At 39.1% G+C, this 17,221-nt stretch carries 13 protein-coding genes; 10 read left to right on the forward strand and 3 right to left on the reverse strand.

Annotated elements, in window-relative coordinates:
* Positions 1 to 445 precede the first annotated feature (445 nt).
* From KW850_RS08780 to KW850_RS08790, 3 genes are read left to right on the forward strand one after another with little or no spacing between them, the layout of a single operon-like run.
* On the forward strand, positions 446 to 865 hold the full coding sequence (locus KW850_RS08780; protein ID WP_218347184.1) for a MerR family transcriptional regulator: 420 nt from the start codon (positions 446 to 448) through the stop codon (positions 863 to 865).
* Positions 858 to 1,628, forward strand: a complete 771-nt coding sequence (locus tag KW850_RS08785; protein ID WP_218347185.1) for an enoyl-CoA hydratase-related protein — start codon at positions 858 to 860, stop codon at positions 1,626 to 1,628. Before KW850_RS08780 ends, KW850_RS08785 begins: the two co-directional genes overlap by 8 nt.
* 4 nt (positions 1,629 to 1,632) lie before the next feature.
* Positions 1,633 to 3,177 carry a class I adenylate-forming enzyme family protein gene (locus KW850_RS08790; protein ID WP_218347186.1) on the forward strand — a complete coding sequence of 515 codons (1,545 nt, stop codon included), beginning with the start codon at positions 1,633 to 1,635 and terminating at the stop codon, positions 3,175 to 3,177.
* Between the two features lie 114 nt (positions 3,178 to 3,291).
* Here KW850_RS08790 and KW850_RS08795 read toward each other — a convergent pair whose 3' ends face one another.
* The 3 genes from KW850_RS08795 to KW850_RS08805 form a co-directional block, all read right to left on the reverse strand.
* Positions 3,292 to 4,434, reverse strand: coding sequence for an SLC13 family permease (locus KW850_RS08795; protein ID WP_218347187.1), 1,143 nt, complete (start codon positions 4,432 to 4,434; stop codon positions 3,292 to 3,294).
* 219 nt (positions 4,435 to 4,653) lie between these two features.
* The gene (locus KW850_RS08800; RefSeq protein WP_218347188.1) at positions 4,654 to 5,349 is read right to left on the reverse strand and encodes an AIM24 family protein; all 696 of its coding nucleotides are present in this window, start codon (positions 5,347 to 5,349) and stop codon (positions 4,654 to 4,656) included.
* 1,364 nt (positions 5,350 to 6,713) lie between these two features.
* Positions 6,714 to 8,543 carry a helix-turn-helix domain-containing protein gene (locus tag KW850_RS08805; protein ID WP_218347189.1) on the reverse strand — a complete coding sequence of 610 codons (1,830 nt, stop codon included), beginning with the start codon at positions 8,541 to 8,543 and terminating at the stop codon, positions 6,714 to 6,716.
* 306 nt (positions 8,544 to 8,849) lie between these two features.
* On the opposite strand from KW850_RS08805, the gene KW850_RS08810 reads away from it, so the two are divergent.
* From KW850_RS08810 to KW850_RS08840, 7 genes are all read left to right on the forward strand, one after another.
* The gene (locus KW850_RS08810) at positions 8,850 to 9,989 is read left to right on the forward strand and encodes an acyl-CoA dehydrogenase (protein WP_218347190.1); all 1,140 of its coding nucleotides are present in this window, start codon (positions 8,850 to 8,852) and stop codon (positions 9,987 to 9,989) included.
* Between the two features lie 130 nt (positions 9,990 to 10,119).
* Positions 10,120 to 12,087, forward strand: a complete 1,968-nt coding sequence (gene acs, locus KW850_RS08815; protein ID WP_218347191.1) for an acetate--CoA ligase — start codon at positions 10,120 to 10,122, stop codon at positions 12,085 to 12,087.
* A gap of 209 nt (positions 12,088 to 12,296) precedes the next feature.
* Positions 12,297 to 13,658, forward strand: a complete 1,362-nt coding sequence (locus KW850_RS08820) for an acetyl-CoA carboxylase biotin carboxylase subunit (RefSeq protein ID WP_218347192.1) — start codon at positions 12,297 to 12,299, stop codon at positions 13,656 to 13,658.
* Between the two features lie 11 nt (positions 13,659 to 13,669).
* Entirely contained in the window at positions 13,670 to 13,882 is a 213-nt protein-coding gene (locus KW850_RS08825) for an acetyl-CoA carboxylase biotin carboxyl carrier protein subunit (protein ID WP_218347193.1), read from the forward strand.
* Between the two features lie 32 nt (positions 13,883 to 13,914).
* Positions 13,915 to 14,841, forward strand: a complete 927-nt coding sequence (locus KW850_RS08830) for a hydroxymethylglutaryl-CoA lyase (RefSeq protein WP_218347194.1) — start codon at positions 13,915 to 13,917, stop codon at positions 14,839 to 14,841.
* A gap of 13 nt (positions 14,842 to 14,854) precedes the next feature.
* On the forward strand, positions 14,855 to 15,637 hold the full coding sequence (locus tag KW850_RS08835; protein ID WP_218347195.1) for an enoyl-CoA hydratase: 783 nt from the start codon (positions 14,855 to 14,857) through the stop codon (positions 15,635 to 15,637).
* Positions 15,638 to 15,679: 42 nt separating this feature from the next.
* Positions 15,680 to 17,212, forward strand: coding sequence for an acyl-CoA carboxylase subunit beta (locus tag KW850_RS08840; RefSeq protein WP_218347330.1), 1,533 nt, complete (start codon positions 15,680 to 15,682; stop codon positions 17,210 to 17,212).
* Positions 17,213 to 17,221 lie beyond the last annotated feature (9 nt).

Raw genomic sequence — 17,221 nt, forward strand, 5'->3', positions numbered from 1 at the left:
AATTTTCAATGGCAACTTTTTTCACGTATTTAGGGAATTTGCACACCAATAATTAGATAGTTCCAAAGGAATGGATCAACTTTTACTATTTTACCAATAATTAGGGTTGGAAAAAGGTGATCGGATTATTAGTTCCAGGTAATAGTAGATTTCCATATAGATATTCGGCAAAATGAAAGAGACTATGGAAGAAATGGACCTGGATATTAGTGTCAAGGAACATCTTATAGAGAAAGTAGATTTTTTGTTGAATAAGATTATAAAATAAGTCCCAAAAATCTATGGCACCATCCGATTTCCAGGATGGTGCCTATTTACTAATTTGGGTCCCCGTTACCTCAAGTTTTTCAGACTGCATCTATATTGATTATACCTACCAACAACGTAAAATAATTGACGTTGTTGGTAGGTATAAGTTAAACTCCTATTAAAGGAGGAAAGAAACGTGCCTGTTAAAAAGTCTGAAAATATAGAATATTTGATTTCTGATCTGGTTGAAGAATTCGGTATTAGTCAGCGCTCTATCCGTTATTATGAAGAATTTGGATTGATTCATCCGAGGCGAACAGCTGGAAATCACCGAGTATATACAAAGAGAGATCGAGCAAGAATTAAAATGATTCTTAGAGGTAAGCACCTTGGCTTTTCTTTGCAGGATGCTGCCACGCTAATTAGCTTATATGATATTGACACGACTCAACTCAAACAGTACGAAGAAGGGATTAAACTTGCTTATAAACATTTGAAGGAGGTGAGAGATCGACAGAAGGAGTTAGCGCTCTTAGAGAGTGATTTATTGGATGCAATTAAAGAAGCGGAAGCAAGGTATGCAACAATTAAAGGGAAGGGGCAACGGGATGACTAAAAAGGTTTTGGTTGATCAACAGGATGGGGTTATGGTTATTAGGATTAACCGTCCGGAAAAACATAATTGTATTGATGGAGAAACAGCGGCCTTGCTTTATGAAGCCTGGGTTGAATTTCGAGATGATCCTGAAGCAAAAGTGGCTATTTTAACAGGAAGTGGCCCATCCTTTAGCTCAGGTGCTGATTTAAAGGCGATTGATTCATTAGGTCCCAAAAATCAGTATGATGCGGATTTCGCTTATGATGGAAAAGGCTATTTAGGATTTACGAGAATGACAGATATCTTTAAACCAACAATTGCTGCTGTCAACGGTTTTTGTTTTGCCGGCGGCCTTGAAATGGCGGCGTGGTGTGATATACGTATTGCTGCCATCAATGCTGAGTTTGGCTGTTTAGAAAGGCGCTGGAATGTTCCTTTGGTCGACGGTGGTACCCAGCGAATTCCAAGAATCGTGGGCTGGGGACGTGGGATGGATCTCATTTTAACCGGAAGAAAAATAGATGCCAAAACGGCATTAGATTGGGGTTTAGTAACGGAATTGGTTGAAACTAATAATCTATTAGATCGCGCTCTCGAGCTTGCCCATCAAATGGCTTCCTATCCACAAGGCTCCTTACGGTCGGATAAACAGGCAGCAGTAAGAGGTTGGGGACTTCCACTAGAAGAAGCACTCCGGATCGAATGTCAATTAGGAATGCCTCATACCAAAAGCGAGGAAACAAGGCAAGGATTAACTAATTTTATCAATCGAAAGGGGTAATAGAATGATTGCTGCTGAGTTAATTAAGCGTGGTGCTAAGTATTATGCGAAAGAAACAGCTGTCATTTATAAAGACCAGAAATTAACGTTTGAAGAAGTTCATAAAAATTCCAATCGCTTAGCCAATGCCCTGTTTAAATTGGGATTGGAAAAGGGCGATCGAATTTCCTTTTTATTTGCCAATTCTCTTCATAGTGTGGAAATTGACTTTGCGATGTTAAAATCAGGACTGGTTCGAGTCCCATTAAATACAAGGCTTTCAGAAGAAGAACATTTGCATATGATCACGGAGACCGATTCGAAAGCCATTTTATTTACCGAGGAATTTTCAGACAGGGTGGCGAGATTGAGAGAAAGACTGCCCAATCAACTATTATTTTTCCAAGTGGACGGGACTGCAAAGTATGAGTGGATGGTTCCGATATACGAAGAAATGAAAACGGTTACTGCTGATGATCCAATCGTTCGATTATCAGAAGAAGATTATGCTACCTTCCAATATACATCAGGTACCACAGGTAAGTTAAAAGCAGCCATCCATACGCAAGGTTCCTGGGCAGCGATGGCAACGAATATCTTGTCAACATTGACGATTAATAGCGGAGATATTATGATGCACGCTGCTCCATTAACACACGCATCAGGCATACTCGTTTTACCACATTGGATACGAGGTGCCGCCAATGCGATTCTACCAACCTTTCATCCTCAAGAATTTCTTCAAGCTGTTGAAACGATCAAACCAACTACGATTAACTTAGTTCCAACTATGATTGTCATGCTTCTCACTAATCCAGAGGTAGAAAAATATTCATTTGACTCCGTTCGAAGTCTGATTTACGGTGCTTCACCGATGCCGCGTGAAGCCTTGAAGAGAGGTCTGGAATTATGGGGGCCAAAATTCATTCAGTATTTCGGTCAAACGGAAGTTCCTCTTATTCTATCTATTTTATCAGTTGAGGACCATCTAGTAGGGTTAGCAAATCCAGTTTACTATGACCGACTGTTATCCTGCGGCAGACCTACGATCACGACAGAAGTGAAAATTGTCAATGAAGATGGTCTAGAGGTGCCGCAAGGGGAAATAGGTGAGATTGTTGTTTCCTCAAATCAAGCAATGGCAGGCTATTGGAAAGAGGAAGAATTGACGGCTGAAACGATCAAAGGTAAATGGGTTTATACGCGGGATATGGGCTACATAGACCAAGAAGGTTACTTGTATTTAATTGATCGTAAGTCAGATATGATCATCAGCGGTGGATTTAATATTTATCCTCGTGAAGTAGAAGAAGTTCTATACCAGCATCCTGCCGTTTTGGAGGCAGCAGTAGTCGGAGTTCCAGACGCAACATGGGTGGAAAGTGTGAAAGCCTTTGTTGTATTGAGAGCGGACCATACAGCGAGTGAAGAGGAGCTTATTGAATATTGCAAAGATCATATAGCGTCCTATAAAAAACCGAAAACTATCGAGTTTATTGATAGCCTACCGAAAAGTGCGGTTGGGAAGGTAGTTAGGAGGATTTTGCGGAAGGAAGAGTTGAGGAGATAGGTTTGTTGCCAATTTTATTCAGTAATAAAAAGTTTCATGCACCATCCAATTCTTTGGATGGTGCCTGAATTTTTTGATTTACTGCAAATAATCTTCTATTGAAAAAGATCATTATTAAAATATTTTTAAGATAAAGTACTGAATCAAGGTTAATAAGGCTAAAAAGGAAAAGTTGTATAGGCTGAATTTAATTAAATATTTTTTACTTTCCTTTGGATTTGCCTGAATAAATAGTTTGTAAGAAATCACACTTGCCAATGATGCAATAATGGTCCCTAGCCCTCCAATATTGACACCCAATAATAAAGGTTTCCAATCCGTTGTGAATTCTGCCAGTAGGATCGAAGCAGGGACGTTACTGATAAATTGGCTTAAAAAAATCGAACTGAAATAGACGGAAATTGGGTCCTTGAGGCTTGTGCTTGCAATGGCTTGTAATGTATTAGAATTGGATATATTTCCGATGAAAATAAAGAAACAGATAAAAGTTAACAGCAACAAATAATCAATCTTAATTAATAATTTTACATTCATAATGATCACCGTCATTAATGTAATCACGAAGGCAACCAGGTAACTGACTACTCCAAAAATGGAAGCAATAATAATGGCTAATACCATTACCCAGACAGCAGGCCTCTTCCAATCGCTAATCGGCATTTGAGTCAGGACAACTTTCAGTTCTCTTTTATGCATTCTATTCATTAGAAAATAAAGCGAACCAATCCCAGTAACAGCCATGAATAAAACGGTTGTAAAAAAGGGAATGGGCTTGATTCCATAATAAGAATAGATGAACAAATTTTGCGGATTACCCATTGGAGTCAAACTACTTCCAATATTGGCAGCAATGGTTTGAAGAATAATCGTCTCCATCATGGGAATCTTAGTCTTTCTACTGACAACCAGAGTCAAAGGTACAAAAGTAAGCAGTGCTACATCGTTTGTAACAAACATGGAGCTAAAAAAACATAACATAATCAGAATAGCTGAAACGGATCGGCTATTATTACATTTATTGATGATGGTAATAGCGAATTTGTCCAGAAATTTAAGTTCTTCCAAAGCCTTAATGGTAAGCATTAGGGTAAATAAACTAATCAGGACTTGAAAATTTATATACTCCAGTTTAGGAGAGTGAATCAAACAGCTAGTTGCTGCCAATAGAAGCGACACAGTAAAGACGATATCTTTTTTCAGAAAACCAATCTTCAGTTTGATTCTTTTGTTTCCTTGGATTAATACAGATTCTTTCACAACACACCACCGGTAATAGATAGAATTTGACAACTATATGATTCTATCATGTACATCTATGGCTTGAAAATACCAAAGTAATGAATCTATAGTTCCCTGTTTAGAAATACTTTTAAAAATCTTGAGATGAATTTCATAAAACTTAAAAAAGTGCCTGACACCATCCAAGCTGGACGATACCTGACACTTACTAGTTTTTACTTTTTTTACTTAAGACTCCTAACTTTGCTTTGACTTCATGTAAATCTCTTCGTACGGCTGGATTACCACAAAGCCTTCACCTTCGAATTTCATTTGTATTGACTCACCGCTGCCTCTTCCAAGAAAAGTCTTTAAACTTATATCAGTTTGAAACACAGGCTGAAGATTGCCAGACCAGGCTACAGTTGCGTTTGGATCCGTAATTACAGGGTTACCAGGTGACACCCTTAAAGTGAGTGGTTCATAATGTGCAGTAAAAGCAATCATACCTGTTCCTTGACAACGTACATTAAATAAACCGCCTGCCATCATCCCAGCAATTTTCTTCATTAATTTGATGTCCCATTTAATACTTGGTTCAAATGCAAGTAAATCATTCCCGTTAATGTAGATGGTTTCGTTTTGTAAATTCAGGATAATGATCTTCTTGCCACTATCCGCAAGATATAACTTGCCTTTTCCGTTAGCTTTCATTAAAGAGGCGCCTTCTCCTGTAAATGCCTTCTTGAACGCGGTTCCTAGACCGTGTTCTAATATTCCTTCACGGACAAATTTCATTTCCCCATGATAAGCAACCATTGACCCTGCTTTAGCCCAAACTTGACCGTCTAAATTTACCTCCAAAAGCCGTGGAGTCTCTAATTCAAAAAAACCCTGCCCTTTATCTTCCTGCTCCGTTTGTTTGATAAATTCTTCAATTGAGTATCTGTTCAATGCTCCCACATCCTTCCTTCACTTTATATACGAGCCCATATCACTTTTGTTTCAAATTTATGGAAGGGACTGAAATTTTATCCTTTCAAGTCTATCTAAGAGCGCCTCAGAATTCAAAATAAGGGAAAGAAATATACGAAAATTGAATAATAACATTGAAGTGAACTTACTAATAATGATATTCAGGGAGAATGTACTATTATTTCCATTGTTGGGGATCCAAATCTTTCTCCTGATGCAGGAATACTTTTAATTAAGGGTGCTTCTAAGACAAATATCGCAAAGGAGTAATGATAATGGATAAGGACAATCATTATGTTGCAGCTTCACTTTCTCCTAATTTGATAAATGAAATTCAAACATTAGATAGTGGTTATCGCGTACTAAAATGATAAAAATTAGATGGGTATATATTTTCTGTAAAAAAGGGCGCCTATTTCTCTTTTGGGAAGGCTGGAGTCATATCTAAGGTCAAAGGCCTTCATAAATTTGAAAGTTTTTCTTTATCGGAGTATTTTAAATTTCAAGGTATTCCACCTATACGCTTCATAAGTTGGCCTTAATGAAGGACGAATCTCTTGTTCATACGGCAGATTTTGTCCTTCATACCGCTGATGAAGGACAAATTTCATGTTCCTGCGTGGACATTTGTCTTTCATACCGCTGATGAAAGACAAATCACATGTACCTGTGTGGACTTTTGTCCTTCATACCGCTGATGAAGGACAAATCACATGGACCTGCGTCGACATTTGTCTTTCATACCGCTGATGAAGGACAAATCACATGTACCTGCGTGGACTTTTGTCCTTCATACCGCTGATGAAGGACAAATTTCATGTTCCTGCGTGGACATTTGTCTTTCATACCGCTGATGAAAGACAAATCACATGTACCTGTGTGGACTTTTGTCCTTCATACCGCTGATGAAGGACAAATCACATGGACCTGCGTGGACATTTGTCTTTCATACCGCTGATGAAGGACAAATCACATGGACCTGCGTGGACATTTGTCCTTCATACCGCTGATGAAGGACAAATCACATGTACCTGCGTGGACATTTGTCTTTCATACCGCTGATGAAGGACAAATCACATGTACCTGCGTGGACATTTGTCTTTCATACCGCTGATGAAGGACAAATCACATGTACCTGCGTGGACATTTGTCCTTCATACCGCTGATGAAGAACAAATCTCTCTCATCCACGATGACTTATGTCCTTCATAATGAAGCTGAAGAGGACTAGGTTTCCCCTTATGTCTAGTAAACATGAAAAGGGTAGTTTACATAATTGGTTAAGTGTCTGGAACTTTTTGGTCATTACCTGTTTTCATCAATCCTACTAACTTTGTAAAACATTAGCTTTTGTTTTTCTGTAATGTGTCTTTAGCTTTTATACATTGATAAATATTGATTGCTAAATGAATATTAAATAATGGTTGACTCTCATTCAAGTCTGTTACTAGAATTTCCTCAATTCGCTTTAAACGGTAGCTTAAAGTATTGGTGTGAATATGTAAAGAATCAGCCGTTTTCTTTATGTTTTGATTTTGGTCTAAATAAACAATCAGAGTGCTTAACAATTCGCCTTTTCTAGATTGTTCATATTGAATAAGCGGACCTAATACTTCTTGAATAAAATCGTTCAATTCTTCCTTTGAGTTTTGTAAAATAAACCTCTGAACACCAAGGTCTGTATAACTAAGGACTCTATGATCAAAAAGATAGTTTTTGAGAAACTTAATGCACTTTGTCGCTTCTACAAATGACTCATGGACAAAAGTAAGCCCCTGCTTAATTCTTCCAATGCCAATCGATACGTCTATCTCTCTATATTTATTTATAATCTCATGTTGTAAATTCTTTGCAAGTTCTTTTATTTCTGCAACAATATTGGACGAAGAAACTCTTGAATGAAAGGATAGAAGAGCAACAATTTGATTTTCAACCCTTACTGCCATTACTTGAGAGTTCCTCCCAAGTAATGTCTTATTGGACATATGGAGTAAATTCCTTAAAACGTGTTCGCCTAAAACCTTTTGCTCATTTAATTTATCCTCAAAATTAATAATCATGGCAACATAGGTCCGGTTAGGGTCAAAATTTAAATTTTTTGCTTTCTGAATGAGTGCTTCATCCATCTGTCCAGAAAAAAGCTTCGTCACGAATTCCCCTCTTAAACGCTGCTGTGTTTCAAAAATGGCTTGTTCTTTTACCAGTTCAAGTGAAATGATCGTACAAGCATGTTCAAGAGCAGCGATATCCACCTCACTCATTTTTTGTTTAGAAAGGATTATGAGCCCGCCTAGAGACTTTAGTTTAGACCCAAGTGATAATACAACTATTTGATAAGTTTCATCATTTATTGTTATATCGGAAACGGTATGTGAATTTTCAAGTGTTAGGATAATTTGTTTGGTATATTGTGTAATATACTCTGTCATCTCAACAGAAAATGAGGAATGGCAGGCAGAAGCCTTAAGTTCTCCTATCTCATTAAAGAGAAACATATGCTGTCCAATTGTTTTATGTATAAAATTCATAATTGATTGAATTCCTTCTCCATTTACAACAAGATTGGCTAAGTTCCTATGTATTTCTATTGAATGGGAAAGCATCCGAACTGTTTTTTCCTTTTCATAATAAAGACTGGATTTTTCTAAGGCAATTGCTGCTTGATGGCCAATCGCTTCCAATAGATTAATATCCTCTTGCTTAAACTGCAAAGATTGTTCAAAAGAGTCCAATGTAATCACGCCAATACATTTTCCCTTTTGTAAAATAGGTGAAGAAATGACAGATGTAAAATGAAAATTACTCGGAATAGCCCGATCCAATAAATCTCTGTTATACGGAGTTAATGTAGACAGTGCTTGTTTAATTTCTACCTCATCCCAAAAAATTAGACATTTTTTTGCAGCAAAAGATATCCCAGTCATGGATTCCCCGCTAACTAGTTCAATTTGCCTAAAAATATGTGGATAAAATAATCCTTGAGCGGATTTTGCGATTAGTCGATTCTGGTTTTTGTCAAAAATCCATATAGAGCCTCCTCCAGCAGCTTCAACGACAGATATCGTTTCATTCATGATAGAATCAAAGATGGTATCAATATCTAATTTGGAATTAATAACGTTGGACACTTGTATTAAGGACTTTAGTTGTCGATGAGTTAATGTATCTTGCAACTTTCATCATCCTTACTCTATGAAATTTATTATTTTACATATCAATCTATTTTTGCATTTTTTGTGTAAAACACACAAATTTTTCATAATAATATTCATGAAAATGTACATAGCATTATATTTCCTAATAGTTATATTATTAATATTATAAGAAAGTTATAAAAATATTGAAAGGGGGTCAGTACATAGAGATTTAGTGAAGGTTTGATATTTGTTACGAAATAAAGGTTAATTATGAGTAATTTTGATGTAAAAATATTTTTTTGTCGAAAATAATCGAAATATTTAGAAAGGAGTTGTAGATAAATGAATTTTGATTTAACGAAAGAACAAGAGATGATACGCAAATTAATTCGAGATTTTGCTGATGCAGAAGTTGCTCCTGGAGCAGATGAACGTGATCGAACTGGGGAATTCCCTAAAGAAATTTTTTCTAAATTAGCAGAGCTAGGGATTATGGGTCTGCCTTTCCCTGAACAATACGGTGGAGGTGAAGCCGACACTGTCAGCTTTGCAATTGTCGTTGAAGAACTTAGTCGTGTTTGCGCATCAACAGGAATTACATATTCAGCCCATATTTCATTAGGGGGGGCCCCTCTTAATTTATTTGGTACGCACGAACAAAAAGAGAAATACCTAACACCAATTTGTACTGGAGAGTCTTTCGGAGCATTTGGTTTGACTGAACCGAATGCAGGCTCCGATGCAGGGGGAACCCAAACAACAGCAGTTCTTGATGGCGATGAGTGGGTCATTAACGGCTCAAAATGTTTTATTACAAATGCAAGCTATGCTAATCACCTTGCAGTGACCGCCGTAACAGACCGCTCAAAGGGAATCAACGGAATCACAGCATTTATTGTTCCTACTAATGCTCCAGGATTCACTGTGGTCAACAACTACGAAAAAATGGGTCTTCATGCCTCAAATACCACAGAACTTATCATGGAGAATGTAAGAGTTCCGAAAGAAAATCTGCTGGGCACGATTGGAAGCGGTTACAAACAATTTTTAGCTACTCTTGATGGCGGAAGAATTGGAATTGGTGCCATGGCTGTAGGTATTGCTCAAGGAGCATTTGAAAAATCCCTTCAATATGCAAAAGAAAGAAAACAGTTTGGAAAGAGTTTATCCAACTTCCAGGCAATCCAATTTAAATTAGCTGACATGGCAATGAATATCGAATTAGCCCGGAATATGGTTTTCAAAGCAGCTTGGTTAAAGGATCAAGGACGAGCATTTAAAAAGGAAGCGGCATTTGCGAAATTATTTGCTTCGGAAATATGCATGCGTGCATGTGATCAAGCCGTTCAAATTCATGGCGGATATGGATATATGAAGGAATATCAAGTTGAACGATTCTTCCGTGATGCGAAACTTTTGGAAATTGGTGAAGGAACATCTGAAGTTCAACGAATGGTCATTGCCAAGCAAATTGGATGTTAAAAAATTTTTATAGGATTGGCCGTGTTAAAGGTCAATTTTGATTTTTATAGCCAAGTTGATTGGAGCGGAAATCAACAGCCAAGTTTAACAGATTTATAGGATTAAATAAAATTGTTAAAGGAGCCATTACATGGATATCAGTGGAATTTTACAAGTTGTTTCAAATAGCAAACTCGTTTATCCAGATCAAGAAAAAGTGCGTTCAACCTCCATTGGGAGCAGCGAAGCTTTTCAAGAACTTCTTAAACAATCCCAAGAAGATCCTGCTACCTTTTGGGATCGTGCAGCCCGTGAACTTGTTTGGTATGAACCGTGGAATGAAACCATTAGTGGACAACTCCCTGATTTTCGCTTCTTTGCCGGCGGCATTAGTAACCCGAGTGTAAATTTACTTGATCGGCATATAGAAAATGGGGCAGGAAACCGGACCGCTCTCATTTGGGAGGGTGAAAACGGTGACACCAAATTTTATACGTATAATATGCTTCTTGCTGAAGTAAATCGATTTGCAAATGTTCTTAAATCATTTGGTGTAAACAAAGGTGATTGTGTAGCTATTTATCTTCCAAACCTGGCCGAAGCCTTTATTGCCGTTTTAGCTTGTTTTCGAATTGGTGCTATTTACAATACGATTTTCTCAGGTTATTCCGAAAAATCCTTGACAGACCGACTCATCAGTTTTGAGCCAAAAGTATTGGTCACTGCAGATGGAACTGAACGACGGGGTAAAGTCATTCGATTAAAAGAAAAAGTTGATAATGTTGTACCATCTATTCCATCTGTCGAAGCAGTCATTGTTGTAGACCGATTAGGTTTAGAGGTTCAAATGAACGAAGGCCGGGATTACTGGTGGCATGAGCAGACAAAAGCAGCAAGTATCGTTTGTGAACCTGAGAGAATAGAAGCTAATGAGAGCGGTATTGTGTTTTATACAAGTGGTACGACAGGTAAACCAAAAGGCGTCGTGCATTCCGGCATGGCTTTTGTCACTCAAAATTACACATATGCCAAGTATCATATGGATCACCATAATGACGATGTTTTCTGGTGTACCGCGGATATCGGCTGGTTAACAATGCATATTTGGGGAATTACAGGTGCCTTAGCGAATGGTGTAACAACCGTTGTCTTCGAAGGGGCAGTTGATTATCCAACAAAAGATCGCTTTTATCAAATCATTGAAAAATACAGGGTGAATAAACTGTTTACTGCCCCAACAGCATTAAGAATGTTAAAAAGTATGGGAGAAAAGGCATTAGAGAAATTTGATTTATCTTGCCTCGATGTCATTTCCCTTGTTGGAGAACCATTCGATCCGGAAACCTGGCATTGGACATATGAAGTTTTAGGAAAGAAGAAGGTATATATCAATAATACTTGGGGTCAAACCGAAACAGCGGGATCGCCTATAGCTGGAGCAGCTTGGCTGACGCCAATGAAACCGGGTTCCTCAGGTACTCCCTTTTTAGGTGCGGTTATGGATATTGTTGATGAAGAAGGCAATCCAGTTGAACCTGGTAGGTTAGGAAATTTGGTTATTAGGAAACCATTTCCTATGCTATGCCGGACACTTTGGAAAGAACCAGAGCGATATTACGGATCCTATTTTAGCCAAGTGGATGGCTGCTACTACGCCAGCGACCTGGCACTAATAGATGATGATGGATATTTATGGGTAGTTGGCCGTTCCGATGACGCGTTTAATGTAGCTGGACACCGCTTAAGTACAATGGAGATGGAAAGCGCTGTACTTGAATGTGAGGGTGTCACTGAATGCGCAATCATTGGAATCCCTGATGAAATAAAAGGAGAAGTTCCGCTTGTATTTGTTCGTCTGGCTGATGGCTATAAAGGAACCGAAGAATTAAAACAACAAATAAACAATCGGATAATACAACAAATTGGTAAGATTGCAGTTCCTAAATCAATCATTTTTACTGATATGTTGCCAAAAACAGTCAGCGGGAAAATCATGCGCCGCTTATTAAAGGAAATTGTTGTATCAGGAAAGGTTAACGGCGACATTACAGGACTAGAAGATCCGGAGGCCGTTGCACAAATACAAAAAATAGTTGCTGAAAAATCATCAGTTAAATAGTTATTAATGAGAGCGAGTCATTTGTCAGGAAAATGATTGGCAAATGACTGGTTCCATTTATAGATTAGGAGTTAAAGATAAACGTATAGAATGTTGCAAAATTAATAATTAGATTTTTACATATTTCCTCAACGATAAAAGTTTAAGCTTGGTAACGATGCCGATGAGTTTTGAACTTACTTAATTAGAAGATAGAAAGGGTGGAAGGGATGTTGAAAAAAGTTTTAATTGCTAATCGTGGCGAAATTGCTGTTCGTGTAATCCGTACATGCAAGGCCTTAGGGATTACAACGATTGGAGTTTACTCAGAAGCTGATGCAGATGCTCCCCATGTAAAAATGGCAGATGAGGCCTATTTAATCGGAGGTTCCCGCGTAGCAGAAAGCTATTTAAATATCAATAAAATTCTAGAGATCGCTCGTTTAACAGAAGCGGATGCTATCCACCCGGGATATGGCTTGCTTTCTGAAAATACTGACTTTGCCCGCCGTTGTGAGGAAGCAGGCCTTATATTCATCGGGCCTTCTCCAGAGGTTATTTCTAAAATGGGAAGTAAGATTGAATCACGCAAAGCGATGGAGGAAGCAGGTGTTCCTGTCGTTCCAGGGATTACCTACCCATTGGCAGATGCAGAGGAAGCGGTAGAAGTGGCGGATCGCATCGGTTATCCCGTTATGCTAAAAGCCTCAGCTGGGGGTGGCGGAATTGGAATGCAGGTGGTCCATAACGGAGATGAAATCCGAAAGGCATTTGAGGGGAACCAAAAGCGGGCTACTGATTTCTTTGGCGATGGAGCAATGTATATTGAAAAATTTGTTGAAAATCCAAGACATATTGAGATTCAAATCTTGGCAGACAGTTTTGGAAATACTGTTTACCTTTGGGAACGTGAATGTTCGATCCAGCGCCGTCATCAAAAAGTCGTAGAGGAAGCCCCATCATCGTTTATTACTGAAATAACTCGTATCAAAATGGGGGAGGCTGCAGTAAAAGCGGCAAAATCAATCGGGTATAAAAATGCAGGAACAATCGAGTTCTTAGTTGATGAAAAGCAAAATTTCTATTTTCTTGAAATGAATACCCGTTTGCAAGTGGAGCATCCGGTGACAGAAGAAATTACAGGTTTGGACTTAGTTGAACAACAATTGCAAATTGCTGCAGGTGAAGTTCTGAAATTTTCTCAAGAAGACGTAAAACGTGAAGGGCATGCAATTGAGGTTAGAATCTATGCAGAAGATCCCAAAACATTTTTCCCATCACCTGGAAAAATAACAAAATTACAGTTGCCGAACGGACCTGGAGTTCGACATGAATTAGCCATTCACGGTCAATCCGTAGTCACTCCTTTTTATGATCCAATGATTGCTAAGCTTGTTGTCAAAGGCAGCAATCGTGGGGAGGCAATAAATCGTCTGCAAGATGCATTAGCTAATTATCATATTGAAGGTATTAAAACAAATATCCCAATGCTGCAAGAGGTTATTGCCCACTCCGCATTCCAATCAGGTGATACGACAACAGACTTTGTTAACAAGTATTTAAAAACTAAAAAAACAAATAACGCAAAATAGGAGGAATCATCATGAGTGAAGTAACTGCAGTTATGGCAGGAAATGTATGGAAAGTATTAGTTAAAGTAGGAGATCAGGTAGAAGAGGGTCAAGATGTAGTGATTTTAGAATCGATGAAAATGGAAATTCCGATTGCCGCTGAATTCGATGGAACCGTTAAAGAAGTGAAAGTGAATGAAGGCGACTTTGTTAATGAAGGCGACGTCATTGTAGAAATTGAATAAAGCCTGGATCAAGGTGGAAAGGAGATGGAACAATGAAGTGGCCGGAAGGTGTAACGATTAAAGAGGTTGGTCCTCGTGATGGATTGCAAAACGAAAAAGCTTTTATTTCAACAGAAGATAAAATCGCTTGGATTAATCAATTGTCAGAAAGTGGACTAAAACATATTGAGATTACCTCTTTTGTTAATCCAAAATGGATTCCTGCACTTTCAGATGCAGTTGCCGTTGCTGCTGGCATTACAAAAGTGCCTGGTGTCACTTATACAGCACTCGTTCCGAACCTTCAAGGTTTGGAACGAGCATTTAATGCGAACATTGATGAAGTAGCAGTGTTTATGTCAGCAAGCGAAACACATAACCTAAAAAATATAAATAAAACGATTGGCGAGACTTTCCCTGTGTTAACTGATTTGGTCAGAGAAACCATTTCGGCAGGAAAATTAAGCAGAGGTTATGTTTCGACCGTTTTTGGCTGTCCATATGAAGGTGATGTTGATATCGATGCGGTCATAAGAGTGTCCGAATCATTATTTGACATGGGTATTGCAGAGCTTTCTCTTGGGGATACAATCGGTGTGGCAAATCCAAAGCAAGTCCAAGAAGTTTTGGAAGTTTTATTAAAAAGATTTCCAGCAGATAAATTAGCGATGCATTTTCATGATACACGAGGAACAGCTTTGGCCAACATCTTAGTATCGTTAGAAATGGGAATTACCATATTTGATTCTTCCCTTGGCGGCTTAGGAGGATGTCCTTATGCGCCTGGAGCATCCGGAAACGTGGCAACAGACGATTTACTCTATATGCTTCACGGGATGGGAATTCACACTGGAGCTGATCAGCAAAAACTGATTCATGCATCCCAATTCATTCAGGAGAAGATTGGCAGACCTTTACCTAGTAAAAGTTTTCAAGCCGCCTGCTCTCAACTGGGTGGAAAGCTTGGAAATACCGTGTGAGAAAGGTGAGATCATGAGTAAAACCATATTAGTTAATAAGTTGAAAAACGGAATCGTGATGATTACTTTAAATAGGCCGGAAGCTGCTAATGCTTTATCAGTACAGATGTTAGAGGGTCTCCGCGACGCAATTCTTACATGTAAATATGATCGATCGGTCCGCTGCCTAGTAATAACAGGGGCTGGGGAGAAAGCTTTTTGTGCGGGAGCTGATTTAAAAGAACGAGCTGGAATGGATCCGGTTCAGGTGAGGAAGACTGTTTCTTTGATCCGCGATAATATCAACTCTTTAGAATTATTACCCCAACCGGTCATAGCGGCTGTAAACGGCGTAGCTTTTGGCGGTGGAACTGAACTGGCGCTTGCTTGTGATATCCGCATTGCCTCTGAAACTGCGAAGCTTGGTCTGACGGAAACATCACTGGGAATTATTCCTGGTGCGGGCGGAACACAGCGTTTACCAAGATTAGTAGGAAAGGGACGTGCCAAAGAGCTGATTTTCACTGCTAGACGAATTGATGCAGAAGAAGCCCTGGAGATTGGATTAGTAGAGTATATGGTCCCTGGTGCAAGCTTAATTGATAAAGCATTAGAAATTGCAGGACAAATTGTTCGGAATGGCCCAATCGCCGTCGCACAAGCAAAGTTCGCAATCGATAAAGGCTATGATTTGGATATAAACACCGGTCTTGCAATTGAGCAAAATGCTTATGAAGTGACGATTCCGACAAAAGATCGTTTAGAAGGATTACAAGCTTTTAAGGAGAAACGCACCCCAATATACATTGGTGAATAAGAAAACTAGATTAATAGAGGAGGAAAAATAATGACAGTGGATATGAAACCTCTACAACAGACACTGCAAGATAGAGTCGAACAGATTAAAAAGGGCGGAGCTCCAAAGTATCATGAAAAAAACCAAGAGCAGGGAAAAATGTTCGTCCGCGATCGTTTATCATTATTATTCGATCCTGGCTTTGAACTGGAGGATGCTTTATTTGCAAACTGCACGGCGGGGGATCTTCCTGCAGACGGTGTTGTGACAGGGATGGGCAAGATTAATGGCCAGCTTGTCTGTGTGATGGCCAATGATTCAACGATCAAAGCCGGTTCTTGGGGAGCTCGGACGGTTGAGAAAATAATTCGAATCCAAGAAACAGCTGAAAAACTTCGGGTGCCATTATTATACCTGGTAGATTCAGCTGGAGCGCGGATAACGGATCAGGTGGAAATGTTCCCGGGGCGTCGTGGTGCAGGAAGAATCTTTTACAATCAAGTGAAACTTTCAGGTAAAATTCCTCAAATCTGTATTCTGTTTGGACCATCTGCTGCTGGCGGAGCCTATATTCCGGCTTTTTGCGACATTGTGATTATGGTGGACAAAAATGCATCGATGTACCTAGGATCACCGAGAATGGCAGAAATGGTTATTGGTGAGAAAGTGACCTTGGAGGAAATGGGCGGCGCTCGCATGCACTGTTCTGTTTCAGGCTGCGGTGATGTTCTTGCGAAAAATGAAGAAGAAGCCATTTCAATGGCTAGAAACTATCTATCTTATTTCCCTGCTAATTTTTCAGAGAAACCACCAGTTCGTGAGGCTGTGGCTCCTAAACAATTGAAGAAACCATTGGAAGAGCTGATTCCGGTTAATCAGAATTCACCATTTAATATGCATGATCTAATAAATGGGATTATTGATGAAGGCTCCTTCTTTGAGATCAAAAAACTTTTTGCTGGCGAACTTATTACAGGACTGGCTCGCATTGATGGGAAACCTGTCGGGATCATTGCCAATCAGCCGCGTGTTAAAGGCGGGGTATTATTCCACGATTCAGCAGATAAGGCCGCAAAATTTATTAATCTTTGTGATGCCTACCATATTCCAATTTTGTTTCTAGTTGATGTGCCTGGATTTATGATAGGTACAAAGGTAGAGCGGGCAGGAATCATTCGCCATGGTGCGAAAATGATTTCAGCGATGTCTGAAGCAAGTGTTCCAAAAATCTCTGTTATCGTACGTAAAGCATATGGCGCTGGTCTTTATGCAATGTGTGGCCCTGCATTTGAACCAGATGCTTGTCTTGCCTTGCCTTCTGCACAAATTGCGGTTATGGGACCAGAAGCAGCAGTTAATGCAGTTTATGCTAATAAAATTGCTGCGCTTCCTGAAGAGGAGCGTACCGCATTCATAGAACAAAAACGTGAGGAATATAAAGAGGACATTGATATTTACAGTTTAGCTTCCGAAATGGTGATTGACGGTATTATTCCAGCAAACTCATTACGCTCGGAGCTTGTAAATCGTTTTGAGGCATATTCTTCAAAATATCTTATTTTCTCAGAACGAAAGCACTCTGTATATCCGGTCTAATTTTTAACA

Source organism: Bacillus sp. sid0103 (assembly GCF_019219025.1).